23 protein-coding genes and 1 riboswitch are annotated in these 25,582 nt (G+C 70.3%); of the genes, 5 read left to right on the top strand and 18 right to left on the bottom strand.

The features are described 5' to 3' along the window. Window positions 1–47 precede the first annotated feature (47 nt). The 14 genes from panC to dacB all read right to left on the bottom strand — a co-directional run bounded on the left by panC (window position 48) and on the right by dacB (window position 14,428). Window positions 48–977 (bottom strand): pantoate--beta-alanine ligase, encoded by a 930-nt coding sequence (panC, locus tag HQ314_RS16850; RefSeq protein ID WP_027506466.1) that lies wholly within the window; start codon window positions 975–977, stop codon window positions 48–50. 10 nt (window positions 978–987) lie between these two features. Beyond that, window positions 988–1,914: a Rossmann-like and DUF2520 domain-containing protein gene (locus HQ314_RS16845; RefSeq protein WP_027506467.1), complete on the bottom strand. Its 927-nt coding sequence runs from the start codon at window positions 1,912–1,914 to the stop codon at window positions 988–990. A 156-nt stretch (window positions 1,915–2,070) separates the two neighbouring features. Then, entirely contained in the window at window positions 2,071–3,192 is a 1,122-nt protein-coding gene (locus HQ314_RS16840) for a DUF6779 domain-containing protein (RefSeq protein WP_222650660.1), read from the bottom strand. 79 nt (window positions 3,193–3,271) lie between these two features. After that, on the bottom strand, window positions 3,272–3,739 hold the full coding sequence (locus HQ314_RS16835; protein ID WP_027506469.1) for a DUF3180 domain-containing protein: 468 nt from the start codon (window positions 3,737–3,739) through the stop codon (window positions 3,272–3,274). Continuing rightward, window positions 3,736–4,263, bottom strand: coding sequence for a 2-amino-4-hydroxy-6-hydroxymethyldihydropteridine diphosphokinase (gene folK / locus HQ314_RS16830; RefSeq protein ID WP_056443557.1), 528 nt, complete (start codon window positions 4,261–4,263; stop codon window positions 3,736–3,738). The genes HQ314_RS16835 and folK overlap by 4 nt, the downstream gene beginning before the upstream one ends. Then, the gene (folB, locus tag HQ314_RS16825) at window positions 4,260–4,625 is read right to left on the bottom strand and encodes a dihydroneopterin aldolase (RefSeq protein ID WP_027506471.1); all 366 of its coding nucleotides are present in this window, start codon (window positions 4,623–4,625) and stop codon (window positions 4,260–4,262) included. Before folB ends, folK begins: the two co-directional genes overlap by 4 nt. Further along, window positions 4,622–5,449 (bottom strand): dihydropteroate synthase, encoded by an 828-nt coding sequence (folP, locus tag HQ314_RS16820; RefSeq protein WP_222650824.1) that lies wholly within the window; start codon window positions 5,447–5,449, stop codon window positions 4,622–4,624. The genes folB and folP overlap by 4 nt, the downstream gene beginning before the upstream one ends. 45 nt (window positions 5,450–5,494) lie before the next feature. Continuing rightward, window positions 5,495–6,121 (bottom strand): GTP cyclohydrolase I FolE, encoded by a 627-nt coding sequence (gene folE / locus HQ314_RS16815; RefSeq protein ID WP_027506473.1) that lies wholly within the window; start codon window positions 6,119–6,121, stop codon window positions 5,495–5,497. A 104-nt stretch (window positions 6,122–6,225) separates the two neighbouring features. Further along, a complete protein-coding gene (gene ftsH, locus HQ314_RS16810; RefSeq protein ID WP_261781765.1) occupies window positions 6,226–8,853 on the bottom strand; it encodes an ATP-dependent zinc metalloprotease FtsH in 2,628 nt (875 codons plus the stop codon). Between the two features lie 204 nt (window positions 8,854–9,057). After that, window positions 9,058–10,404, bottom strand: coding sequence for an amidase (locus HQ314_RS16805; protein ID WP_222650659.1), 1,347 nt, complete (start codon window positions 10,402–10,404; stop codon window positions 9,058–9,060). A gap of 4 nt (window positions 10,405–10,408) precedes the next feature. Beyond that, complete coding sequence (gene hpt / locus HQ314_RS16800; protein ID WP_027506476.1) at window positions 10,409–10,963, bottom strand: hypoxanthine phosphoribosyltransferase; 555 nt, start codon at window positions 10,961–10,963, stop codon at window positions 10,409–10,411. 10 nt (window positions 10,964–10,973) lie between these two features. Next, on the bottom strand, window positions 10,974–11,969 hold the full coding sequence (tilS, locus tag HQ314_RS16795) for a tRNA lysidine(34) synthetase TilS (protein WP_222650658.1): 996 nt from the start codon (window positions 11,967–11,969) through the stop codon (window positions 10,974–10,976). Window positions 11,970–11,982: 13 nt separating this feature from the next. Beyond that, complete coding sequence (locus HQ314_RS16790) at window positions 11,983–13,005, bottom strand: zinc-dependent metalloprotease (RefSeq protein ID WP_027506478.1); 1,023 nt, start codon at window positions 13,003–13,005, stop codon at window positions 11,983–11,985. 34 nt (window positions 13,006–13,039) lie between these two features. Beyond that, window positions 13,040–14,428, bottom strand: a complete 1,389-nt coding sequence (gene dacB / locus HQ314_RS16785) for a D-alanyl-D-alanine carboxypeptidase/D-alanyl-D-alanine-endopeptidase (protein WP_307109578.1) — start codon at window positions 14,426–14,428, stop codon at window positions 13,040–13,042. A 182-nt stretch (window positions 14,429–14,610) separates the two neighbouring features. Here dacB and HQ314_RS16780 point away from each other — a divergent pair, with 182 nt between their 5' ends. Together HQ314_RS16780 and HQ314_RS16775 are read left to right on the top strand one after the other, a co-directional pair. Continuing rightward, window positions 14,611–15,102, top strand: coding sequence for an inorganic diphosphatase (locus tag HQ314_RS16780; protein ID WP_027506480.1), 492 nt, complete (start codon window positions 14,611–14,613; stop codon window positions 15,100–15,102). 109 nt (window positions 15,103–15,211) lie between these two features. Then, window positions 15,212–15,664, top strand: a complete 453-nt coding sequence (locus HQ314_RS16775; protein ID WP_027506481.1) for a histidine kinase — start codon at window positions 15,212–15,214, stop codon at window positions 15,662–15,664. A 24-nt stretch (window positions 15,665–15,688) separates the two neighbouring features. Here HQ314_RS16775 and HQ314_RS16770 read toward each other — a convergent pair whose 3' ends face one another. Then, window positions 15,689–16,519, bottom strand: a complete 831-nt coding sequence (locus HQ314_RS16770) for a crotonase/enoyl-CoA hydratase family protein (RefSeq protein ID WP_222650657.1) — start codon at window positions 16,517–16,519, stop codon at window positions 15,689–15,691. 68 nt (window positions 16,520–16,587) lie between these two features. Between HQ314_RS16770 and HQ314_RS16765 the strand changes: the two genes are divergently transcribed. Then, window positions 16,588–17,079, top strand: coding sequence for a YbaK/EbsC family protein (locus HQ314_RS16765; protein ID WP_056443532.1), 492 nt, complete (start codon window positions 16,588–16,590; stop codon window positions 17,077–17,079). A 3-nt stretch (window positions 17,080–17,082) separates the two neighbouring features. On the opposite strand, the gene HQ314_RS16760 is transcribed toward HQ314_RS16765, so the two are convergent. Continuing rightward, window positions 17,083–17,499 carry a hypothetical protein gene (locus HQ314_RS16760; protein WP_037186306.1) on the bottom strand — a complete coding sequence of 139 codons (417 nt, stop codon included), beginning with the start codon at window positions 17,497–17,499 and terminating at the stop codon, window positions 17,083–17,085. Window positions 17,500–17,631: 132 nt separating this feature from the next. Then, window positions 17,632–18,885: an aminotransferase class V-fold PLP-dependent enzyme gene (locus HQ314_RS16755; protein ID WP_222650656.1), complete on the bottom strand. Its 1,254-nt coding sequence runs from the start codon at window positions 18,883–18,885 to the stop codon at window positions 17,632–17,634. 63 nt (window positions 18,886–18,948) lie between these two features. Further along, window positions 18,949–19,064: riboswitch (SAM riboswitch) on the bottom strand. Window positions 19,065–19,227: 163 nt separating this feature from the next. Between HQ314_RS16755 and HQ314_RS16750 the strand changes: the two genes are divergently transcribed. Together HQ314_RS16750 and HQ314_RS16745 are read left to right on the top strand one after the other, a co-directional pair. Beyond that, window positions 19,228–23,088 (top strand): Pls/PosA family non-ribosomal peptide synthetase, encoded by a 3,861-nt coding sequence (locus HQ314_RS16750; RefSeq protein WP_261781764.1) that lies wholly within the window; start codon window positions 19,228–19,230, stop codon window positions 23,086–23,088. Beyond that, the gene (locus tag HQ314_RS16745) at window positions 23,088–24,386 is read left to right on the top strand and encodes a M1 family metallopeptidase (protein WP_222650654.1); all 1,299 of its coding nucleotides are present in this window, start codon (window positions 23,088–23,090) and stop codon (window positions 24,384–24,386) included. The genes HQ314_RS16750 and HQ314_RS16745 overlap by 1 nt, the downstream gene beginning before the upstream one ends. Here the strand turns inward: HQ314_RS16745 and HQ314_RS16740 are convergent. Further along, window positions 24,369–25,580, bottom strand: coding sequence for an MFS transporter (locus HQ314_RS16740; RefSeq protein WP_222650653.1), 1,212 nt, complete (start codon window positions 25,578–25,580; stop codon window positions 24,369–24,371). The genes HQ314_RS16745 and HQ314_RS16740 overlap by 18 nt on opposite strands. Window positions 25,581–25,582: the final 2 nt, after the last annotated feature.

Here is a 25,582-nt window from a genome sequence, read left to right as displayed (position 1 = left end):
CCTGTCTGGAGCCGGGCGGAGTTGCGGGCAGGTCGGTCGGAGTGGAGTCAGGAGTGGCCGAGGTGGCGTTGTCCGGCTGCGGATTCCGGATCGCGACCCTGGAATCCGGTACCGAGAGCGACGCCCACGTTGTCGAGCAGGCGCGTGGTGCCCACGCGGGCGGCGACCAGCAACCGGCCGTCTCCCTCCTCGGGTGCGTCACGGAGATCGGCTCCGCGTACCTCGAGGTAGTCGACGTCCACCTCCGGCACCGTGTCGAGCACCGACTGCGCCGCCGCCAGAACGGCATCCGAACCACCCTCGGCAGCATGGGTGCCGGCGATCAGCGCTGCCGACAAGGCCACCGCGAGGGACCGCTGGTGCTCGTCGAGGTACCGGTTGCGCGAGGACAGGGCGAGACCGTCGGACTCGCGAACGATGGGGACGCCGCGGATCTCGACGTCGATGTTCAGGTCGCGCACCATCTGGTCGATGAGGACCAGCTGCTGGTAGTCCTTCTCCCCGAAGTAGGCCGTGGTGGGTGCGACGATGCCGAGCAGCTTCGCGACCACCGTCAGCATCCCGGCGAAATGGCCGGGCCGCGAGGCGCCTTCGAGTTCGGCACCGAGCGGACCGGGGTGCACCGTCGTCCGCGGACCGTGCGGGTACATGTCCTGCACACTCGGGACGAAGGCCAGTTCCACCCCGGCTGCGCGCAGCACGTCCAGGTCGGCGTCGAGGGTGCGCGGGTACGCGTCGAGATCCTCCCCCGCCCCGAACTGCAGCGGGTTGACGAAGATCGACACCACGACGACAGCGCCGCTCCGCTTCGCCATCTCCACGAGCTGGACGTGACCGGCGTGCAACGCACCCATGGTGGGCACGAGCGCGACTCGGCGTCCCGCCGAGCGCAGGGCACGGGTGACCGACCGGACGACATCGGGTGCGTGATGCACCGTCAGTTCACCCGGTGTGTACGCGCCGTCGAGTGCACTCACGGCTGCCTCCTCATTCGTTGTCCCGCAGGACGTTCATCACGGTGTCGTCCGCGCCGGTCCGCTCGGCCGTACGCAGTGACATCGCGCGATAGCCCGCGGCGATCCGCGGGTCGAGATCGGTCAACGCGTCGAGATGCCTGGACACCGTCGCCCCGTCGCCGCGCGCCACCGGACCGGTCAACGCGCCCTGTCCGCTGCGCAGCACGTTGTCCAACGCCGCCGACAGCAGTGGCGCCAGAACCCGCTCCGCCACACCACCGGGACGCTGTTCCACCGGCTGCTGGCCGGGAAGTTCCTCGTGGGCCAACGCGTCCCGCAGCGCGTCGAGGGCGTCGACGACCAGAGTGACCAGGTGGTTCGACCCGTGGGCGAGCGCGGCGTGGTACAGCGTGCGCGCCTCCTCGGGCACACCCACGGGCTCGCCGCCGATCTCGAGCACCAGTCCCTGCGCGATCGCGAGGCCGATCTCGTCGGCCGCCGTGATGCCGAAGCACGCGGTCGCCAGACGGTCGGTGTCCTCGGGTTTGCCGCTGAAGGTCATCGCGGGGTGCACGGCCATCGTCACCACTCCTCGGCCCGCCAGCGGCGCGAGGATGCCGACACCGTTGGCGCCGGACGTGTGCAGCACGAGAGTTCCGGGCGACACCGCATCGGTGCGCGCCAACCCGCGGACCAGCGCGTCCAGTTCCTGATCCGGCACCGCCAGGATCAGCAGTTCACTGCGCCGCGCCACGTCCGTGGCCGGCATGATCTCCGCGTCGGGGAGGCGGGTCTCGGCGCGGCGCCGGGACGCGTCGGAGACGGCGGCGCAGCCGAACACGACGTGGCCGACGCGTTCGAGCGCCTCACCCAGCGCGGTACCGACTCGGCCTGCGGACACGACACCGACGGACAGGCGCGCCGGGGCGGGGTCGGACGTGACTCGATCGGGGGACAAGAAGGGTCCTCTCGGGGATACAGTTCCAGTCCCGCTCGGCGGGTACCGGACTCATCGACGCCCACACTAGTGTCCGGCGTCGACCGACCGCCATGCGACGCCGGTCACACCCGCGGCGCAGATCTCACTCGGCGAAGCTCTCACTCGGCGCGGTGTCTACTCGGCACGGCGGCGCCGGCGACCCGATCCTGTCGACGCGTCCGCGGTGCCCATCCCCGCGAGGATGTCCGCGACGGAGCGCCCACTCGAATGTGCTCCCGACCCTGCGTCGACCGGTGCGTCGGACTCGTCGTCCGGATCCGCAGCGCGTCGTCGACCGCCCGACTGCACGGGTGCGACGGGCGCGGGTTCCGGAAGCTCGGGCTCTTCCGGCTCGGGTTCGGGCTCGACGTCCAGGGTCGGCAGCGGATCTGGTTCGGGCTGCGGCTCGGGTTCGGGGAGCGGCGCGGGCTCCGGCAGGGGTTCGGGCTCGGGTTCGGGTTCCGGCAGCGGTTCCGGCTCGGGCTCGGGTTCCGGCTCGGGCAGGGGTTCCGGCTCGGGGGCGACGGGAATGCTGTCGGCGCGGTGACTCGACGGGTTCCACTCGGGGGTGCGCGGCGACTGCGGTGCGGGTGCCGGATGGAAGGTGCCGTCGTGATCGAACTCGCCGCCGATGACCGACGTCTCCGCCGTGACCGGGTCGTCGAAGGGAGTGGCAAAGCCGGGCCGGGAGTAGGTCGGATCGGGGGCGAAGCTCGGCGGGCGGGTGCGCGATCCGGGAACGTACAGACCGGACGGCGCCGGCTCGTAGCCGCTGTAGGAGCGCTCGGCGAGCTCCCGCATCCGCATCGCCTCGCCGGCGATGGCAGCGCGGTCGTCCGGCAACTCGCCGTCGAACAGCATCTCGAGGCTGCGGCGCAGCGACGCGAGTTCGGCTCGGAGAGCACGCATCTCGTCTCCGTCGGCACCGATCTCGGCGCGCACCCGCGACTCGACGCCGAGCTCGTACTCGCGGCGCGCGGCAATCTCCCGCTCCAGCTGGAGCTCGTAGACGGTCTGCAGATCGCGCGCCTTCATCTGATCCACCGCGGCGTCGCGGCGGTACTTCGTCATCGCGAACGCGCCGAGAACGGCGGCCCACAGCGCTGCCACGATGCCCACGCGCAGCAGCGGAACGCTGTCGCTGAGGATCATCAGAACGCTGGCCACCACGCCCAGCAGAACCAGACCGGCGAGAGCCGTGTGGTTGCCGCCGCGTTTCGTGCGACGGTTCGCCTTGCTCCTGCCGGTGTCCGTCATGAATCCCAGGGTAACGGCTCGGGCGGCTGTCGCACTTCACCATGCACGGACGGGGTGTCCGAGGACGGCCGCGATCGGGTCAGTGGGCGGGCTCGTCGGCTCCGTCGTCCGGTGTCCGGCAGCAGTGCTCGAGCCACAGGGCAGCGGCCACGGCGACAATCCCGGCGACGAGGCCGATCAGCGCTCCCGGCGTGTCCTCCGACGCCGCGCGCACCGAGGACCGCAGGGGCAGCAGATGGATCAGCAGACCGGCCCACACTCCCGCCGCCGCTGCACCGACGAGGGCCGCGGCCTTCGCCAGCGCGACGGCGCGCGCGACCGTGATCGGATGCAGCTGGCCGGGCCCGGGGCCGATCCTCCGGGTGCGCAATCGGGACCGCACCAGCAGACCCACGACCACGAGGACGACCGCCACCGGATACAGCGACGCTCCGGCGAACGTCGAGATCGGCGGAACAGACCCGTAGAACGAGGACGCGAGGATCCAGGTGGCCACCACGGCGAACGCCGCGAGCGCGACGAGGTCGCGCACGCGCGTCGGGCTCACGTGGAGTCACCGCCGGCCCGCCCGCAGCGCACCGGGTCCCACAGCCGTGTCTCGGTGCGACGCACACCGGCACGTTCGAACTCCGGCAGCTCGGCCAGCAGGTCGCGCACCGATCGGCCACGCAGCACGGCGTCGGGATCGGCGTCCAGCCACGGTGCGAGGACGAAGGCGCGCTCGTGCGCCAGTGGGTGCGGAAGAATCAGCTCGGGGTCGTCGCTGACGACGTCGTCGCACACGACGATGTCCACGTCGACGGTCCGCGGTCCCCAGCGCTGCACCCGCTCGCGGTGAGCGGCCGTCTCCAACTGCTGTCCCCGTCGCAACCAGCCCCGGCAGTCGGTGTTCTCGTCGTCCACGATCACGACGGCGTTGAGGAAGTCCTGCTGGTCGATGCCGCCCCACGGGGCGGTGGCGAACACGGTCGACACTGCGACGACGGCGTCACCGAGACCCTCGACCACGGCCCGCAACTGCTGTTCGCTGTCCCCGATGTTGCTCCCGATCGAGAGCACCGCGCGGGTCACGCAGACCTCGATCGGGTCACTACGACGGCCACGTCCGTGAAGGTCAGGGGGATCGGAGCCGACGGCTTGTGCAGGGTGACCTCGACGCGTTCCACGCGCGGATCCGTCAGGACACCGTCGGCGATCTCGCTCGCGACCGTCTCGATGAGATCGCGACTCGGCCCCGCGACGACCGCGGCGGCGGCCTCGGCCAACTCGCCGTAGTGCGCCGTCTTCGTCAGATCGTCCGATGCCGCGGCCGGGGCGAGATCCATGTGGACGACGAGGTCGACGAGGAAGTCCTGCCCATCGCGCTTCTCGTGGTCGAAGACACCGTGATTGCCACGCACGGTCAATCCGCGCAGCTCGATGCGATCGGTCATGTCGTGCCTTTCGGTTCGGTCGGGCCGTGCCACTGCCGGTGCACGGCGAGAGCGTCGAGAGTGCCGACGGCGTCGTGGACGCGCACCCCCCAGGCACCCGCCACGGCGGACAGCACCGAGATCGCGGCCGTCGCAGCGTCGCGGCCGTGCGGAGGGCGAGGCTGCCCGTCGCGGGCGAGCAGAGTGCCGAGGAATCGTTTGCGGGACGCACCCACCAGCACGGGAATGCCCGTGTCGACGAGACGATCGAGTCGGCGGAGCAACGCCCAGTTGTGCTCCGCGTTCTTGGCGAAGCCGAGCCCCGGATCGAGGACGATGCGGGAACTGTCCACCCCGGCGGCGACGGCCGCGTCGACCTGACGGAGCAGTCCGCTGCGCACGTCCTCGACGATGTCGCCGTAGTCGTGCTCCTCGGCGGCACCGGGTCGGTGGGTCCAGTCGACGGTGGAACGCCAGTGCATGAGCACCCAGGCGACACCGGCATCGGCGACGACACCCGCCATGTCGGGATCGGCGCGGCCACCGGAGACGTCGTTGACGATGGACACGCCCGCACCGATCGCCGCAGTCGCCACGGATGCCCTCATCGTGTCGACGCTGACGCACACGCCGTGGGCGACCAGCTCCGCGATCACCGGTGCGACGCGCTCCGCCTCGACGGACGGGTCGACGCGGTCGGCTCCCGGACGTGTCGACTCGCCCCCCACATCGACGATGTCGACACCCGCGGCGTGCAGTTCGAGGCCGTGACGCACCGCGGCGTCGACGTCGAGGTAGCGGCCGCCGTCCGAGAACGAGTCGGCCGTGACGTTGACGACGCCCATCACCACGGGCCCGTCCGCGTGCGGAAGCGTGAACACGAGCGGCGCCTACTTGCGAAGGATGAGATCCAGCGCCTCGGACCGGGACACCGCGCTGGACTGGAACACACCGCGCACGGCGGAGGTGGTGGTGCTGGCGCCCGGCTTACGGATTCCCCGCATCGCCATGCAGAGGTGCTCGGCCTCCATCACCACGATGACTCCGCGCGGTTCGAGCTTGCGCATCATCGCGTCGGCGACCTGCGAGGTGAGACGCTCCTGCACCTGCGGCCGCTTCGCATACAGGTCGACGACCCGCGCCAGCTTCGACAGGCCCGTCACCCGGCCCGACTTGCCCGGGATGTAGCCGACGTGCGCGACGCCGTGGAAGGACACCAGGTGGTGCTCGCACGTCGAGTACATCGGGATGTCCCGCACGAGGACCAGCTCGCGGTGCGCCTCGTCGAATGTCGTTCCCAGTACCTCGTCGGGATCGACGAACAGTCCGCCGAACATCTCCCGGTATGCACGCGCCACTCGAGCGGGCGTGTCCTTGAGCCCCTCGCGCTCGGGGTCCTCACCCACCGCGAGCAGCAGCTCGCGAACGGCCGCCTCGGCGCGCTCCTGATCGAACGTCCGACCGGACACCACGGACACGGGCTCGTCGATCGACTGATCGGCTTGGTTGACGGACACGGGAGGGTCCCTTCGCTGACGGACGCGCTGCCGATGGATCAGAGCAGCCGGAGTGATGTGCGGGCGGGTGCGGCCGCACGGACGAGAGGGTCGGACGAGCGACTCTAGCGCGCGTCCGGGCCCTCCCACCGCTGGGTGTTCGGCGGCAGCTGGGGATCCTCGGCCTCGTCACGCGGAGGCTGGTACTGCCCCTCCGGGTTCTGCGGGTTGCGGTACCGCGGCTCGGGCTGAGCCGGCTCCCCCACACCCGAACCGGGGTACTGCCCGTACGGCTGGGGATCCTGGTGCGGCTCCCGATAAGGCTGCGGTTCCCGGTACGCCTGCGGTTCCCGATAGGGCTGGGGTTCCTGGTAGGGCTGGGGTTCCTGGTAGGGCTGGGGCTCGTCGTAGCCGCGCGGTTCCTGGTACCCACGCGGACCCTGGTAGCCCTGCGGGACACCCTGACCCTGCGGCTGGCCGTAGCCCTGCGGCTGCCCGTAGCCCTGCGGCTGCCCGTAGCCCTGCGGCTGGCCGTAACCCTGCGGCTCCGGGTACCGCGGTGCCTCGTTCTCGCGAGGAGGCCATCCCGGTGCGGACCAGCCGGCCGGTGCGCCGTAGTCGGGCATCGAGGAGCCGGGACGGCCGCCGCGATGTGCGCCACCCTGACCGTTCGGGGTCGACCCGTTCTGGCCCTGCCCGTTCTGACCGTGACCGTTCTGGCCGTGCCCGTTCTGGGCGTGGCCGTTCTGGCCGTTCTGTGCCTGACCGTTCTGGGCCTGGCCGGCGTAGCTCGGCTCCTTGACGATCGAGACGGGGGGCCACGGCTCCCCGCGCTCGGTCGCGAGCTCGCGCGGCGTCTTCACCGGGGGCTTCGACGACGGAACTCGATCACCGAAGTCGTTGAACGCGGTGATGCGGGGACGCTTCTCGACGCCGGTGAAGATCTTCTCCAGATCCTTGCGCGTGAGCGTCTCGCGCTCGAGCAGCTCGGTGGCCAGGATGTCGAGGACGTCGCGGTAGTCGTTCAGGATGGCCCATGCCTCGGTGTGCGCGGCCTCGATGAGGTTGCGCACCTCCCCGTCGATCTCCCGGGCGACCTCGTGCGAGTAGTCGGACTGGACGCCCATCGAGCGGCCCAGGAACGGATCGCCCTGCTCCTGGCCGTACCGGACGGCGCCGAGCTTGCTGCTCATGCCGTACTCGGTGACCATGGCGCGAGCGATCTTGGTCGCCTGGTCGATGTCGGACGACGCTCCCGTGGTCGGCTCGTGGAAGACGAGCTCCTCGGCAGCGCGGCCGCCCATCGCCATGACGAGGCGCGCGATCATCTCGGAGCGCGTCATCAGGCCCTTGTCGTCCTCCGGCACCGTCATCGCGTGACCACCGGTGCGGCCGCGGGCGAGGATGGTGACCTTGTAGATCGGCTCGATGTCGGGCATCGCCCACGCCGCGAGGGTGTGACCACCCTCGTGGTACGCCGTGATCTTGCGTTCGTGCTCGCTGATGATGCGGCTCTTGCGTCGAGGTCCGCCGATGACGCGGTCCACCGACTCCTCGAGGGCGGCCTCGGTGACCACGGTGCCGTTCTCCCGCGCCGTGAGCAGTGCGGCCTCGTTGATGACGTTCGCGAGATCCGCGCCCGACATGCCGACGGTGCGCTTGGCCAGACCCTCGAGGTCGGCGTCCTGCGCGATCGGCTTGCCCTTCGAGTGCACCGCGAGAATCGCGCGGCGTCCTGCGAGGTCGGGGGCGCCGACCGGGATCTGGCGGTCGAAGCGGCCGGGGCGCAGCAGTGCCGGGTCGAGGATGTCGGGACGGTTCGTGGCGGCGATGAGGATGACGCCCGTGCGCTCACCGAACCCGTCCATCTCGACGAGCAGCTGGTTGAGGGTCTGCTCGCGCTCGTCGTGTCCGCCGCCCAGACCGGCCCCGCGCTGGCGACCGACGGCGTCGATCTCGTCGACGAAGATGATGCAGGGGCTGTTCTGCTTGGCCTGCTCGAACAGGTCGCGCACACGTGAGGCACCGACGCCGACGAACATCTCGACGAAGTCGGAACCGGAGATGGTGAAGAACGGCACGCCGGCCTCACCGGCGACGGCGCGGGCGAGCAGCGTCTTGCCGGTTCCGGGAGGGCCGTACAGCAGCACGCCGCGGGGGATCTTCGCGCCGAGTGCCTGGTAGCGGGCCGGGTTCTGCAGGAAGTCCTTGATCTCGTACAGCTCTTCGACCGCTTCGTTCGCGCCTGCCACGTCCGCGAACGTCGTCTTCGGCATGTCCTTGGTGAGCTGCTTGGCCTTGGACTTGCCGAAGCCCATCACACCGCCGCGCCCGCCGCCCTGCATCCGCGACATCACGAAGATGAAGATGCCCAGCAGGATGATCATCGGGAGCAGGAACACCAGGATCGACGTGAACCAGCTGTCCTGCGTCACCTCGGTGTCGTAGCTCTCGGCACCCGACGCGGCGACCTTGTCGAAGATCTGCTGCGACGCGGCGTCCGGGTACTGCGAGATGATCTGCGTCTCGTTGCCGGTGGCGTCGTTGCCGCTCTTCAGCGTCAGACGAACCTGCTGCTCACGGTCGTCGATCTGCGCGGTCTGCACATTCTGGTCGTCGAGCTGCGCGACGGCGACCGACGTGTCGACACTCTTCCACCCCCGCGTGTCGTCGCCGAAGTAGCTGAAGGCGAAGATCACCAACAGGATGCCGGCGACTATCGCCAGGTTGCGGAACAAAGTCTTGCGGTTCATACAGCGTCGCCCTCGATGGCAGTCGGACTCACAGGCAGGTGGTCATGGTTCGCGTCGGTCGGCCGGCAGCAGTTCTCGATCGTTGCCGGTTGCGCACCGGACAAGCCAGGTTACCGCGGATGCGGACGGCCGGGCGGCGCGCACATCTCGGTCAACGCGCCGACACGCGGTGAGGTTCCCGCGCCCAGCTGCGCGTGACGAGTGTTACCGGTCGGCCGCGGTGCGTGGCCAGGGCCGATGCTGTTCGATCTGTGCCGCGAGCGCCAGCAGTCGACGCTCGGACCCGGGAGGGCCCGCCAGCTGCACGGCCAGCGGAGTCCCCGACTCGGGATGGAGTCCCGCGGGCACACTCACGGCCGGCCACCCCAGCAAGTTCCACGGTGCCGCGAAGGGTGCGTAGCGAATGTTGGCCGCCATGTTGGCTGCCCACCCGCGCTCGCTCCACCGGTCCGCACGGATCGGCGGCGCGGCGAGCGCCGGCGTCAGCACCACGTCGACACTCTCGAAGTACGAGCGCATGCGTCGCGTGAGCGTCTCGGTCTGCGAAGGCCGCACGAACCGTGCCGCTCGCCGACCCACCGCGATGTGGCGACGGGTTCGCTTCTGCAGCGCCGACACGTCGAGCCCGGCGGCGTCCGCGGCTCCGCCGGCCGTCCAGCGGGCGAGCTGCCCGAGTGGACTGGCCGGGTAGGGCAGCGCTGCCGTGCTGGTGCGGTGCCCGATCCGCTCGAGCTCCCGGGCGACGTCGAGTGCGGCCTGCCGGAAGTGGGGATCCACTCGCACGACGGGCGACGGCGACTCCACGGCGACCCCGATGCGCGTGGTCTCGGGAGCGTCGACGTAGGCGAGATCCGGATCGTCCGCCATGACCGAGAGCAGGAGCGCCGCGTCGGCGACGGTCGTGGTCAACGGACCGTTCTCCGACATGCCGAACCACGAGCCGTTGCCCAGTTCGGACGGGACGAGGCCGAGCCCCGGCTTGATGCCGACCAGTCCGCAGTTCGCGGCGGGGATCCGGATGGACCCCATGCCGTCGTTGCCGTGGGCGACGGGCACCATGCCCGAGGAGACCGCGGCGGCGCCGCCACCGGACGATCCGCCCGGGGTGAGGTCACGGTTCCACGGATTGCGGGCGATGCCGTCGGCACCGTCCGTCGCGCCCCACAGGCACAGCTCGGGAACCGAGGTGAGACCGACGACCACGGCGCCCGCGCCGCGCAGGCGCGCGACCACCGGGTGATCCGCGGCGGCGGGAGTGTCGGACGTCGCGAGCGAACCGTTGCGCATCGGGTAGCCCGTCACCGGGACGTTGTCCTTGATCGCCACCGGAACGCCGGCGAGCGGCAGGGCCCGTAGATCCGCTCGAACGGCGACCGCGTCCGCTTCCCGGAGCACCTCGTCGGGACGCACCACGACGAACGCGTGCAGGTCGTTGTTCCGAGCGGCGATGCGGTCCAACGCTTCTCGGGCTACCGCGGCAGGTTGGACCCGCCCGTTCCGGACGTCGTCCGCGATGGACGTGGCGGTGGGGCCGACCTGTTCGCGCGACATTCGATCAGCCTCCGTAGACCCGGGGTTCCAGCAGTCCGATGTAGGGAAGGTCGCGGTAACGCTCGTCGTAGTCGAGGCCGTAGCCCACGACGAACTCGTTCGGGATGTCGAAGCCGACGTTCGCGACGTCGACGTCCACCTTCACCGCGTCGGGCTTGCGGAGCAGGGTGACCACCTCGAGCGATGCGGGCTGGCGCGTGGCGAGGTTCTTCATCAACCACGACAGCGTCAGACCGGAGTCGATGATGTCCTCCACGATGAGGACGTGGCGGCCGTGGATGTCGCGGTCGAGGTCCTTGAGGATGCGGACGACGCCCGACGAGGACGTGGACGATCCGTACGAACTGACCGCCATGAACTCGAGCTGGCTCGGGATCGGCAGTGCGCGTGCGAAATCCGTCATGAACATGATGGCGCCCTTGAGAACTCCGACGAGCAGCAGATCACCCTCGGGAGCCCCCACCGGATAGCGAGCGGCGATCTCCTCGGCCAGCTCGGCGATACGCTTGTCGATCTCCTCTCGGGAGATCAGGATCGATGCGATGTCGCCCTCGTACACGGGTGTCCCTTCACTCGCTCGCGGCCCGGCCGGTCCACCGAACCAGGTCGAGCTTGCCACGTCGTCTCTCGACGACCAACCTCTCGACCGGGCCGCCCCCGGCCACCGCGACGCCGCCCTGCCCGCGCCACGCGCCGACGAGATCGTCCACGGCGCGCACCTGCGCCTCGTTGCGCAACGGCACTCCCCGGTCGGCCAGCCACTCGCGGATCACCCGCCGACGGAGTGCACCCGGTACCTCCACGAGGGCGGACACCTCCAGCGCGTCGCCGACGCGGGCGGACACGGCGATGTCCGCGGCGAGTGCGTCGAGAACGGCGCCGTCCTCGCGCAGCTGGTCGGCGGTGCGCGCGAGCGCGCCGGCGACACCGCCGTGCAGGACGTCCTCCAGCAGCGGGAGCACCTCGCCGCGGAGTCGGACCCGAACGAAGGACGGGTCGAGGTTGTGCGGGTCGTCCCACGCGGCGAGACCCAGTTCGGCGCACGCGCCGACGGTGGACTCGCGGCGCACGGTCAACAGCGGACGACCTCGCGGCGGGTCCCAGGCCGCCATCCCCCGCAGCGATCGGGACCCGGATCCGCGGCCGAGTCCGAGCAGGACGGTCTCGGCCTGGTCGTTCAGCGTGTGGCCCAGCAAGATCGGGCGGTCACCGCGGACCGCGTCGAGAGCGGCGTACCGGGCGCGCCGGGCCGCGGCCTCGGGTCCACCCGCCCCGGTCACCGACACGGTCCTCACCTCGGCGCGGGAACACCCGAGGTCTCGTGCCTGCTCGGCGGCCCTGTGCGCCACCTCGGCCGAACCCGCCTGCAGCGCGTGGTCGACGACCACGGCGTGCACCTGCGCGCCCTCGGCCACACAGGCGGCGGTGAGCGCCAGCGAGTCCGCACCACCCGACAGCCCGACGACGACGGCGCGCTCCGGGCAGTGCTCCCCGAACCAGGCGCGCACCGCCCGCCGCACCGTGAGCAGGTGCGGGCCCTCCGGCATCGGGCGTGCCCCGGTCATGCCGGGACGCCGGTCATCCCAGAACTCGCTGCGTCCACTTCTCCGGCGCCTCGATCTCGGAGAGCAACGGCAACGTGTCCGCGTCGGTCCACACGGTGTTGAAACGCTCCATGCCGACCTGGCCGACGACGGCGTCGACGAACGCCTTGCCGCGGACGTACTGCGCCATCTTCGCGTCCATCCCGAGCAGCGCGCGGATCACGCGCTGCACCGGGTTCTGCTTCCGCGTGCGACGGGCGTCGAAGGCCTTGCGGATCGCCGAGACCGACGGCACCACCGCGGGACCCACCGCGTCCATCACGTGGTCGGCATGGCCTTCGAGCAGCGTTCCGAGCACCAGCAGACGATCGAGTGCCTCCTGCTGCGCGGGTGCCTGCGTCGCCCGGAGCAGACCGATGATGCCGCCGTCGCCGCCGTCCTGCCCGCGGGACCGCACCGCCGCCGCGAGGCGTCCCACGACGTCGGCCAGGGGCTCGTCCGCGCCGCCCTGCAGCGTGGTGACGTTGTCCTTCATGTAACCCGCGAGCCACGGCGACGACGAGAACTGCACGCGGTGCGTCACCTCGTGCAGGCACACCCACAGTCGGAAGTCGCTGGGCCGCAGGCGAAGCGATCGCTCCACGGAGACGATGTTGGGTGCCACGAGCAGCAGCGTTCCGTCCGGACCGGTGAAGGGGTCGTACTGCCCGAGAATGGCCGTCGACAGGAACGCCAGCATCGCGCCCGCCTGCACGCCGCCCGGCTTGCCGCCGAGGAACGAACTGTCGTCGCCGTCGGAGTCACTGACGAGGTGCCGCATCGACTCGGACGCGGCGGCGATCCACTCCGGCCGATCGAGCACGCGCGCCGCCGGGACGGGCAGACCGTCGGCGAGTCCCGTGACCTCGCGCACGGGGCCCTCGGCGCGTACCGACGCGTCGGCCAGTTCGCGCAGCGCCGCGTCCGCGGTGTACCGCGACGTCTTCGGCCCCCGTGGTGCGAGCCGGGCACCCGTCCGGGCGGCCAGACCCCAATCGATCACACCAGTGTCGGACATGCCCTCACCCCTGTTCTCTCTCGGAATCGACCGGTCAGGTGCAGCCGCAGGAGCGGAGCGTCGACGCGAGTGCGTCCAGGGCCGGACGACCGACCTCGGGCGGCCTGTCGTTGGACATCAACGCGAACGTCAACACCCGGCCGCTCTCGTCGGTCACGTATCCGGCCAACGCACTGGCGGTCGAGAGCGTTCCCGTCTTGGCGCGCAGCCACCCCGCGGCCGTGCGGTCACCCGACGCGTAGCGGGCGGCGAGCGTGCCCGTGGCACCGGCGACGGGCAGGTAGTCGAGCATCGGCCGCAGGTTCTCGGTGCCGGACCCGGCGGCCCGGGTGACGAGCGCGCCCAGCACCCGGGCAGGGATGAGATTGTCGACGGAGAGTCCGCTGGTGTCCTCGAGCGTGACTCCGGTGACGTCGACGCCGTTCTTCTGCAGTGTCTCCAGGACGGCGTCCGTGGCCCCGTCGAACGACGCGGGCCGGCCCACCTCCTCGGCGATCTCGCGACCGACGGCCTCCGCGAGCACGTTGTCCGAGAACCCCAACATCTGCCCGAGCCGCTGCCGCAGAGGCGCGGACTGCACCGTCGCGAGAGATCCGGCACCGGACTGCGCGCGACCGTCAGTCACGACGGCCGGGTCCAGGCCGAGAGCACGCGCCAACGCCCGACCGGCGTCGAGACCGGGAGTGGCGCTGCGCGGCGACTCGTCGACCGTCGGCACCGAGCGACCCCCGTCGAGGGTGATCGGTTCGATGGGTGCGATGTATCCGGCGGCCACGTCGCCGGGGAACCAGCCCTGCGCCTGCTCCGGCCCCGAGTACGCGCCGCCGTCCACGGCGATGGACGTGACGGTCGTGCCGGACCTGCGGATCTGTTCGGCGAGGTCGTCGATGCGGGCTCCCCCGTCGTAGAACCCGGGTCGTCCGACCGGCTCCGCCGTGAGCGTGGGGTCGCCGTCACCGACGAGCACCACCTGACCGGCCGCGTCGCCCGCCACGACCTTGGTGGTCACACGGTGGTCGGCCGGCAGCGCCATCATGGCGGCCGCGGCCGTGAGGATCTTGGTGGTCGACGCCGGCGTCATGGGGGTGTCCGCATCGGCGCTCCACAACACCTCGCCGGTGATCGCGTCCGCGACGGATCCGGTGAAGCGGCCCAGATCGGGATTGCGCAGGGGTGCGGCGAGCACCGCCTCGAGGCCCGCCGGGCTCGGTTTCGGCGCGTCGGGTGAGACCGGAACCACCTGCGGGGCGGGCAGAACGGGCGACGGCTCGGGTGAGGTCGCCACGGGTGTCGAGTCCTCGGAGAGCGTGGGGGTGATCAGCGCGACGCCGACGATCGCCAGCACGAGCACCACGACCGAGGCTCCGATCAGCAGCACGCGCGTGCGTAACGGCGTGCCGGACGGCCGCTTCCCTGAGCTCACGTCTCTCCTCCACTCGCGGGTCCGTGGCCGTTCTCCGGCGATGCACCTCTCCTCGCACCCTATCGACGCGGCCGGTTACTGTCTGACCACCGGCGCGTCCTTCGATGCGCCCGACAGACGACTGCACGACAGTACGTGGCCGCCGAGCAGGTAGCCGGGCCACCGAGCAAAGGACAGTGGACGTGAAGTTCGACGTGACCATCGAGATCCCCAAGGGTCAGCGCAACAAGTACGAGGTCGACCACGAGTCCGGGCGAGTGCGCCTGGACCGCTACCTCTACACGGCGATGGGCTACCCCGCGGACTACGGCTTCATCGAGAACACCCTCGGTGAGGACGGCGATCCGCTCGACGCGTTCGTCCTGCTGCCGGAGTCCGTGTTCCCCGGCGTCCTCGTCGAGGCCCGCCCCGTGGCGATGTTCAAGATGGTCGACGAGGCCGGCGGCGACGACAAGGTGCTGTGCGTCCCGGCGGGCGATCCGCGGTGGGACCACATCCAGGATCTCTCGGACGTCTCGCAGTTCGAGCTCGACGCAATCGAGCACTTCTTCCTGCACTACAAGGATCTCGAGCCGAACAAGCACGTCACCGGATCCAACTGGGTCGGCCGCGCCGAGGCCGAGGCGGAGTTCGAGGCATCGGTCGAGCGCCTGAAGAACCAGGGCGACCACTAGAGACCGTCGGAAACCCGGATGCGGTGCTGTCCGCTGATAGCATCGCATCCGCGGTCCCCCGGGCCGTGTCAGGACGAACGAGCCACGACGTAAGGGTGCGGTACCACCGATGAGTGACGCTGTGAGCGACCGGAGAAATCCCACGTCCGAGGCGGTCTCGACCACGACGCAGTTCCCGTCACTGCCGGTGACCGTCGTGCTCGACCGCATTCCGTTGGCCGTCCTCGCCGTCGAGCCCGGCGGCACGGTCGTCTTCGCCAACGAGGCCTTCGACGAACTGATGGGCTTCGACGAGGAGTCCCCCCGGTCGAACGAGACCCTCACACTGCAGGACATCTTCCCGGCCAACGAACCGCTCGGAGTCAACATCGCCGAGACGTTCCTGACCACCGTCGCCACCCGCGCCGACTCGCTCTGGCGCATGACGGACTCGAAGGGCGACATCCTCCAGGTCCGGGCGAGCAAGTCGATCCTGCGCCGCGCCGAGGACTCGGTGGTGCTCGTCGTCCTCGAGGACTTCACCGATCAGCTGTGGAACGACCCGAAGAGCGCCTTCCGCTGATCGGGCCGTTCCACCAGGGTCTCTCTACTTGCCCTGGAACGACGCGGGGCGCTTCTCGAACACCGAGGTGATGGCCTCCGTCAGATCCTCGGACGGCAGGAACGCAGCGTTCCACGCGGCGACGTAGCGCAGCGAATCCTCCACTGCCGCAACGCGACCGTGGTCGAGAACCGCCTTGATCCCGTGCACCACGAGAGGCGGGTTCGCCGCGATCTCGGCGGCCGTGGCACGCGCTGCGGCGAGCACGGCCTCCGCGTCGTCGAACACGTCGTTGACCAGACCGATCTGCTGCGCCCGGGCACTGTCGATGTCTTTTCCGGTCAACGCGAGTTCGCGAAGATGACCGTCGCCGATGATCGCGGGCAGACGGGCGAACGACCCCATGTCCGCCACGATGGCGACCTTCACCTCGCGCACACTGAACTTCGCGTCCGCGCTGGCGTAGCGGATGTCGGCGGCCGAGATGAGATCGATCCCACCGCCGATGCACCACCCCTGCACGGCGGCCACCACGGGCTTGCGGCAGTCGGCCACCGCGTTGATCGACGCCTGCATACGCTTGATCATGTCGTGGAACGTGCTGCGCGGACCGGCCTGTGCCTTGTCCCCCATGACCGCACCGAAATCGCCTGCCATGGCGGGCAGGTCGAGACCGTAGCTGAAGTTGCGGCCCGAGCCGGCGAGCACGATGACGCGTACCTCGGGGTCCGCGTCGAGCGCGGAGAAGACGAGAGGCAGTTCCGACCAGAAGTCGGGACCCATCGCATTGCCCTTGTTCGGGCCGATGAGGGTCACCGTCGCGACATGGGCGTCGGTCGTCACCGTGAAGGCTTTCCACGCATCCGTGTGTGTCATCCGGTCAGGATAGCCAGCGCTCCCGCTCACCGGATGTCCCGGCGGCGTGGACTGACTATCCTGCGACCATGACGCGGATCCACCATCCCGCTGCGGCACACGTGTCGGACGTTCTGATCGCCCGAGGTCATCACGGCGTGATCGTGACGCAGTCCGAGCCGACGCACACGGCGCGTCAGGCCGCGGCGGTGAGCGGGGTTCCGCTCGGTGCCGTCTGCAAGTCGCTGGTGTTCCTGCTCGACGACGACCCGGTGTTGCTGCTGGTGTCGGGTGCACACAACGTGGACCTCGATGCCACCGGTCGACGTCTCGAGGGCACGCTGACCCGCGCATCGATCGACGTGGTCGAACACGCCACCGGGCAACCGGTGGGCGGGATCGCTCCCGTGGGCCACCCGACGAATCTGCCGACGTTCGTCGACACCGCGCTGGAACGCTTCGAACGGCTGTGGGCTGCAGCGGGTCACCCCGCGACCCTCTTCCGCACGACCTACCCCGAACTGCTGCGCATCACCGCCGGGCTCGCTGTGGACATGGGCCCCGAGACCCGCGAGGGCTGAGCCTCAGGACGCGCGCAGGCGCCGAACCTCCAGGGCGGGCACCACCTCGGTGGTGATCGCCCGGACGACGGACTCCCGCGTCTGCTCCACCACCGGACGCAGGGTCACGCCGTCCGCCACGTCGACCGTCACGATGTCGGCGACGAGGCCTGCGAGACCCGACGCGGTGCCGACGTACTGCAGCGTGCCGGGGCGAGGCTTGCTGTCCGACGCCAGCACCTCGCGGCGGGCGGTCCGGGCGTCGGCGGCGATGTGCACGTCGATGTCCACCACGACACGAGCACCGGGGTGCTCGGCCTTGAGGGTCGCGTAGCGGCTCTGGGCCTCGGAGAGATCGGCGGCGGAGAACCGGACGACGTCCGGGGAGGTACCGGAGACGCCGTCGAGGAAGACGAGGGAGTCGGAAGACACCGTGGTCATGAGTTGTCCAGTCAGTCGTGGGTGCAGCGGAGGCTGTGGGGTGAAGTGAGTCGCACGATCACCGGACCGGACAGGCGGTCGAGGTCGCACGGCAGAGGTCGACGTGTCGTCGACCCCACAACCTGCTCCTCGTCATGATGCTGATGCTAACGATCCGGTGGTGACGCGATCCCGCAGTGAGAGGCACGTCACACGCACCGCCTCCACGAACCGGTCGACATCGTCGGCGGTGGTCCCCAGCCCGATGCTCGCCCGCACGGCACCGTCGGCCGCGCCGACCCGCGAGAGGAGGGGGTGGGCGCAGAACTTCCCGGCCCGCACCGCGATGCCGTGATCGTCGGCCAGCGCGGTGGCGAGTGCACCCGCGTCGACACCGTCTACGGTGAAGGACACGATGCCGACGATGTCGGCGGAGTCGCTCCACAGGCGGAGGACCGACACACCGGCCAGAGCGGTGAGCCCGCCGAGCAGGGCGTCCGTGCACTCCTGATCGTGAGTGGCGACGGCACCGTGGCCGATCGCGCCGATCTCGTCGCACGCCGCGGCGATCGCGACGGCGCCGAGGAGATTGGGTGTGCCGGCCTCGTGCCGCGCCGGGGACGGCGCCCAGTCGATGTCGACCGACGCACCGAGGACGGACACGTGCCGGGTGGCTCCACCGCCCGCGAGGTACGGCTCGGCCACATCGAGCCAGTCACGCCGTCCCACGAGCACTCCCGCTCCGAAGGGCGCGTACAGCTTGTGACCACTGAAAGCCAGGTAGTCGATGCCCGCCGCGGTGATGTCCACGGCGCGGTGCGGAACGAGTTGCGCCCCGTCGACGAGGATGCGGGCACCGTGTCGGTGCGCCAGATCCGCGAGTCGATCGAGGGGCAGGACCTCGCCCGTCACGTTGGAGGCACCCGTGACGGCAAGCAGCGCAGCAGGTCTCGACGCGAGTTCGTCGCCGAGCCGAGTCAGGGTCTCCTCGACCGAGTCCGCCGATCCCACCACCCGGCGGTTCCGCCACGGCAGCAGATTCGCGTGATGCTCGATGTCCAGCACCACCGTGTCCCCGGGAACGCAGCCCGCCAGGAGATTCAGCGCGTCGGTGGTGTTCCGCGTGAACACGACCACGTCGTCGGGATCCGCGCCGCAGAAGCGGTGCACCGTGTTCCGGGCGGACTCGTACTCCCGGGTGCAGACCTGCGACTTGTGGCCGGCGCCGCGGTGCACACTCGCGCAGTGCGGCAACACCTCTCGTACTCGCTCGACCACCGCGTCGAGCGCGGGAGCGCTGGCCGCGTAGTCGAGATCGATGCTGCGAGTGGTGCGGCCGTCGGCACACGTCACCTGCTGGTCGCGGCCGTGCACGGATGCGATGGGGCGCTGCAGAACTGTGGTCATGATGAATCCCTCCGTCGAGGGATCGACGCACGGCACGAGGGCCGCGATCTGACGAGAGGCGTCGATCCGCGCTTGCCGCCTCCGTCGTCGGAGCGCGGCCAGGTCGTCACCCGGAGCACCCCACCGCGGAGGAGGGTTGCCGACCAGCGAGCCGGGGCTTGATGCTGGTACTCGTGACCTGGAAGCAGGATGGCAAACGGTCGCCCGAGTTGTCAACTGGTTCGCCGCACGCGCGCCGGGTCGGCGGAGTTGTTCACCAACCCGCAAACTGGGCGTGCAATAACGTGTCGTCACACCCGCCAGCGTTCCGTCGTCCCTGTTCGATGCGAGAGGCCGTTCGTCTTGTCACTGCAGACCCGTGTTCCCGAGGCCTACCTCCGTTCCTCCGTGGCGGCCCCGGTGCGCACCCTCGTCGACATCCTCGAGGACACCGCGCGGGCATTCCCCGATGCGCCGGCCATCGACGACGGCGACACCACCATCAGTTACAGCGAACTGCTCGACAACATCGACGAGGGCGCTCGGTGGCTGTCCCGACACGGCGTCTGCGCCGGCGATCGCGTCGGGGTCCGCATGCCGTCGGGCAGTTACTCGCTCTACGCGGCGATCCTGTCGGTCATCGCCGCCGGTGCGGCCTACGTCCCGGTGGACGTCGACGACCCGGACGAGCGGGCCGAGCTGGTGTTCTCGGAGGCCGGCGTCACCGCGATCATCGCGGACGGCGGCGTCACCCGAACCGACACCGCGGGGACCGGGCGCCCGGTCGGCCATCCCACACCCGACGACGACGCCTGGGTCATCTTCACCTCGGGCTCGACCGGCAAGCCCAAGGGCGTCGCGGTGAGCAATCGCAACGCGGCGGCGTTCGTGGACGCCGAGGCGCGACTGTTCCTGCAGGACCGACCCATGGGCCCGGGCGATCGGGTGCTGGCGGGGCTCTCCGTGGCGTTCGACGCGTCGTGCGAGGAGATGTGGCTCGCCTGGCGCAGTGGCGCCTGCCTCGTTCCCGCGCCTCGCTCCCTCGTACGCAGTGGCATGGACCTCGGCCCCTGGCTCGTCGCACGTGACATCAGCGTGGTGTCGACGGTGCCGACCCTGGCGGCGCTGTGGCCTCGCGAAGCGCTCGAGGACGTCCGGTTGCTCATCTTCGGAGGCGAGGCCTGCCCGCCGGATCTCGCTGAGCGACTGGCTGTTCCGGGCCGCGAGGTCTGGAACACCTACGGGCCCACCGAGGCCACCGTCGTCGCCTGCGCCGCTCTCATGGACGGTGTCGGACCGGTGCGCATCGGGCTGCCGCTCGACGGATGGGACCTCGCCGTCGTGGGCCCGGACGAGGAGCCGGTCGCGGTGGGCGAGGTGGGTGAGCTCGTCATCGGTGGCGTCGGCCTCGCGCGTTACCTCGATCCGGTGAAGGACGCCGAGAAGTACGCTCCCATGGCGACTCTCGGTTGGGACCGCGCCTACCGCAGCGGCGATCTCGTGCGGCTCGAGCTCGAGGGGCTGCTCTTCCAAGGCCGCGCCGACGATCAGGTGAAGGTCGGCGGGCGCCGCATCGAGCTCGGTGAGGTGGACAACGCCCTGCAGGCCCTCCCCGGTGTGAGCGGCGCAGCCGCCGCAGTGCGGACCACCGGCTCCGGAACACCCGTGCTGGTGGGCTATCTCGCCAGCACCGACCCGGACTTCGACCTCGTCCGCGCGCGCGAGCTCCTCGCGGAACAGCTTCCCGCCGCGATGGTTCCGCGTCTCGCACTCGTCGACGAACTGCCCACCCGCACCTCCGGCAAGGTCGACCGCGCGGCTCTGCCGTGGCCGCTGCCCAAGCGTGGTTCGACTCCGGACGACGCCTCTCTCGCCGGGACCGCCGGCTGGGTGGCCGAGCTGTGGAGCGACGTGCTGGGCGCCGAGATCGGATCCCTGGACGCGGACTTCTTCGCTGCCGGTGGCGGATCGCTCTCGGCCGCACTGCTCGTGACTCGATTGCGCGAGCGTTTCCCCGAGATCACGGTCGCGCAGCTCTACGACCATCCGCGACTCGGCTCGCTCGTCGCGTTGCTCGACTCGCTCGTCCCCCCGCCGGTGACCGCCAAGCGCATCGTGGTCCCCACACCCCGGACGGCCCAGGTGGTGCAGGTCCTCGCGACCCTGCCGCTGACGACGTTGACCGGGCTGCAATGGGTGACCTGGCTCGGCATCATGGCGAACACGTTCAGCTGGTTCGCTCCCCGCCCCTGGCTGCCGACGGTGTCCTGGTGGTGGCTCGCGCTCGGGTTCCTGCTGTTCGTGACGCCCGTGGGCCGGATGGCGATCTCCGTCGCCGGATCACGGCTCCTCATGCGCGGCGTCACGGAGGGCGCCCATCCGCGCGGCGGCAGCGTGCACCTCCGGCTGTGGACCGCCAACCGGTTGACCGACGCCAGCGGTGCCTCGAACCTGTCGGGCGCGCCGTGGATGGTCTACTACGCCCGCGCACTCGGTGCGACGGTCGGCCGCGACGTCGATCTGCACACCCTGCCTCCGGTGACCGGCATGCTGACTCTCGGTGACGGATGCTCGCTCGAGCCGGAGGTCGATCTGTCCGGCTACTGGATCGACGGCGACGTCGTGCACATCGGCTCGATCGAGGTCGGCGCCGGCGCCACGGTGGGTGCGCGGTCGACCCTGCTCCCCGGAGCCAGGATCGGCCGCCGCGCCGAGATCACCGCGGGATCGGCAGTCTCCGGCAAGGTCAAGGCCGGTCAGCAGTGGTCCGGCTCGCCCGCCGCGAAGGTCGGCAAGGCGATGCACCCGTGGCCGGACGAGGCGCCGCCGCGCGGTCGCGGCTGGGTGCCCGTCTACGGCGTGACGTCGCTGTTGCTGTCGGGACTTCCCCTCCTGTCCATTGCCGCGGGTCTGCTCCTCGTCGCCGTCGGAGTCGCGCACGCGACCACCCTGCTCGGTGCGATCGGCCTCGGGCTGGCGCTGCTCGCTCCCGCCACCGCGGTGTCGTTGCTCGTCTTCGCAGCGGTCACGCTCGTGTCCGTGCGGTTGCTGTCGATCGGGCTGATTCCCGGCCACCACGCGGTACGCAGTCGCATCGGCTGGCAGGTGTGGGCCACCGAACGCCTGATGGACTCGGCCCGTACGTTCCTCTTCCCGCTCTACGCGAGTCTGCTCACTCCGGGATGGCTCCGGCTGCTCGGCGCGACCATCGGCAAGGACGTGGAGGCATCGACGGTCCTGATGGTCCCGAAGTTCACGACCGTCGGCGACGGTGCGTTCCTGGCGGACGACACCATGATCGCCAGCTACGAGCTCGGCGGCGGCTGGATGCTGCTCGGCGAGGCCAAGGTGGGCAAGCGTGCGTTCCTCGGCAACTCCGGCATGGCGGCCGCGGGTCGACGCGTGCCGAAGAACGGCCTCGTCGCCGTGCTGTCGGCCGCACCCGCCAAGGCGAAGTCGGGATCGTCGTGGCTCGGCAGCCCGCCGGTGCGCCTACGCCGAGCGCCCAACTCGTCCGACACCACCCGCACCTTCGACCCGCCGCGGCGACTCAAGATCGCCCGCGCCGTGGTCGAGACCTGTCGACTCGTGCCCGTCGTCGTGTCGTTCGGCATCGGGTTCGGCGTGCTCGCCACCCTGACCTGGATCGCCGGAACGCTCGGCTACTGGGCCGCCGCCCTGCTCAGCGGCGTCGTGTTGCTGATCGCCGGCGCAGTCGCGGCCGGAATCTCCGCCGTCGCCAAGTGGTCGCTCGTCGGCCGCATCGGTGCGGTGGAGCACCCGCTGTGGAGTTCGTTCGTGTGGCGCAACGAAGTGGCCGACACGTTCGTCGAGGTCGTCGCCGCCCCGTGGTTCGCCCGCGCCGCCGAGGGAACCCCGGTGCTGAACCTGTGGCTGCGCTGGCTCGGCGCCCACATCGGGAAGGGAGTCTGGTGTGAGACCTACTGGCTGCCGGAGGCGGACCTCATCACCCTCGGCGACGGCGCGACCGTCAACAGAGGGTGCGTCGTGCAGACACATCTGTTCCATGATCGGATCATGAGCATGGACACGGTCACGTTGGGGGCGGGCGCCACGCTGGGCCCGCATTGCGTCGCACTCCCCGCGGCAGGAATCGGTGCAGGAGCGACCGTCGGTCCGGCGTCGTTGGTCATGCGCGGTGACACCGTGCCGGAGTCCAGCCGGTGGCAGGGCAACCCCATCGCACCCTGGACCGAGAAGTGATGCCGGACTCTCCCATCGACCCGTACCTGCCGCAGAACGGCAACCGCGGGTACTCGGTCGAGCGATACTCCCTCGACCTCGAGTACAAGGTGCAGTCGAACCGCCTGTCCGGCAAGGCCGTCGTGCACGCGGTGGCCACCCGGTCGATCACCAAGTTCGCGCTCGACATGGGTCCGGCCCTCACCCCGTCCAAGGTGAGTGTCGCCGGAATGCGCGGTGTCCGGTTCACCCATCGGGGCGGCAAGCTGACGGTCACGCTGCAGCGTGCCATCGACGAGGGCGCCTCCTTCACGGCCACCGTCGCCTACAGCGGCAACCCCGCACCGATCCGCAGCGTGTGGGGCGAGGTCGGGTGGGAGGAGCTCACCGACGGCGCCCTCGTCGCGAGCCAACCCAACGGCGCCGCATCGTGGTTCCCGTGCGACGACCATCCCAGTTCCAAAGCGGCGTACACCATCTCGATCACCGCCGACTCCCCGTACCACGTCGTCTCGAACGGGACACTGACGCGGAAGTACGTGAAGTCCTCGCGCACCACCTGGGTGTACGACCAGCCCGAACCGATGGCCTCGTACCTCGCGACCGTGCAGATCGGCCAGTACGAGAAGCACCGGGTCAGCGACTCCCCCGTGCCGATCGACGCGATCCTGCCGGCGCGTCTGCGCCAGAACTTCGATCACGACTTCGGCCGTCAGCAGCAGATGATGGAGACGTTCGTCGAGTCGTTCGGCCCCTATCCGTTCGAGTCGTACTCCGTCGTCGTCACCGACGACGAGTTGGAGATCCCCGTCGAGGCACAGACGCTGTCGATCTTCGGCGCCAATCACTGTGACGGCGACCGCGAGTACGAGCGACTCGTCGCCCACGAACTGGCGCACCAGTGGTTCGGCAACAGCCTCACCATCGCGCGGTGGAGCGACATCTGGTTGCACGAGGGCTTCGCCTGCTACTCCGAGTGGATCTGGTCGGAGAGCTCGGGCGGACCGTCCGCGCACCAGGAGGCCACCCGCGCACACAGCCGCCTGTCGTCCCTGCCGCAGGACATCGTGCTGGGAGATCCAGGACCGGAGGACATGTTCGACGACCGCGTGTACAAGCGCGGAGCCCTTGCCCTGCACGCACTTCGGCGCACCATCGGCAACGCGGCGTTCTTCGATCTGATCCGCGAGTGGACCACGACCTTCCGCCACGCCACCGTGGCGACGTCGGACTTCGTCGGGTTGGCGAAGCAGTACGGCAGCACCGACGAGTTCTGGGAGTCCTGGCTCGAGAAGAAGCGGCTACCCCGACTGCCCTGACGGCAGGTGCGACCGCGTTCTCGTCGCGACGAGCACCAATGACATCGCGGCGAGAACCGCACCGGCCGTGAACAGTTCGGGGTAGGTGATCGCGTCGGGGAACTCCTGCACGAGCAGCGCCAGAATCGCCGGCACCGCGAAGCCGAGATAGGTCACCGAGTAGAACACCGCGGTGAGTCCGGCCAGATCACGCGGTCCCGCGATGCGCTGCACCTCCTGCAGGCCCGACACCATCGCCATGCCGTAGCCGCACCCGAGCACCGCGGCGGCGAGCAGCGCCATCGGGATCGTCAGCACGTCGGCGGCGACCGAGACCAGCACCATGCCGACGACGATGATGCCCAGCGCGACCAGGACGGCGCGCGCACTCGACGCGGTGTCGATGCGTCGGCCGACGGCCTGGATGGCGAAGCCGGACGACAGCGCGACCACGCCGAGCAGTGCGGAGAACGCGATGGGGAACGCGCCGGAGTGGTCGGCCATCAGACCGGGCAGCACTGCGTACGCGACGCTGGCCGCGCCGAAGACCCACGGCGCCATGGGAAGAACGACAGACACGAACCGACGGTGACCCGCCGACGGGATACGCAGATCGGACAGCAACGAGGCGCCGTCCACCGCACGCGCTCGCGTCTCGGGCACCCCGAGCAGGGCCACGGTGGCCAGTGCTGCCAACGCGACGTGCACCAGGTACGGCAGCACCTCGGGCCACGGCGCCCACTGCGCGAGCACCCCGGCGACCCCCGCGCCCGTGGCGAATCCGCCCGTGAGCGACATGGCGGCACGGCGGGCACCCGAGCCGTCCGCGGACAGCTCCTTCAACCAACTGCCGCCGACGGCCATACCCAGCCCCAACGCGATGCCGCTGAGCACGCGGCCGGTCGCGAGGATCGGGGCCGAGTGCGCGCCGAGGGCGATGACGAGAGATCCCGCGGCGGCGACGGCCGGCGCGGGCACCATGAGCGGCCGCCGTCCGTAGCGATCCGAGAGCGGGCCCCCGATCAGCAGGGCCGGCACGATGCCGACGACGTAGGCGAAGAGGAACACGTCGACGACGACGGGCGAGAAGCCGTGACCCTCGCGGTACATCACGAGGAGCGGCGTGAACTCGTTGCCGCCCCAGGCGACGGCGAGCATGCCGAGCGACACGGGCAGCCAGGTGCGGGTGGTGGTCGTGCGGTCGAGAACGGTCATGG

Origin of the sequence: Rhodococcus sp. BP-332 (assembly GCF_019836065.1) — a bacterium.
In the GTDB taxonomy this organism is placed as follows: Bacteria; Actinomycetota; Actinomycetes; order Mycobacteriales; family Mycobacteriaceae; genus Rhodococcoides.
Note: the sequence above shows the minus strand (reverse complement) of the source record. Positions and strands in the feature narration are given on the sequence as shown.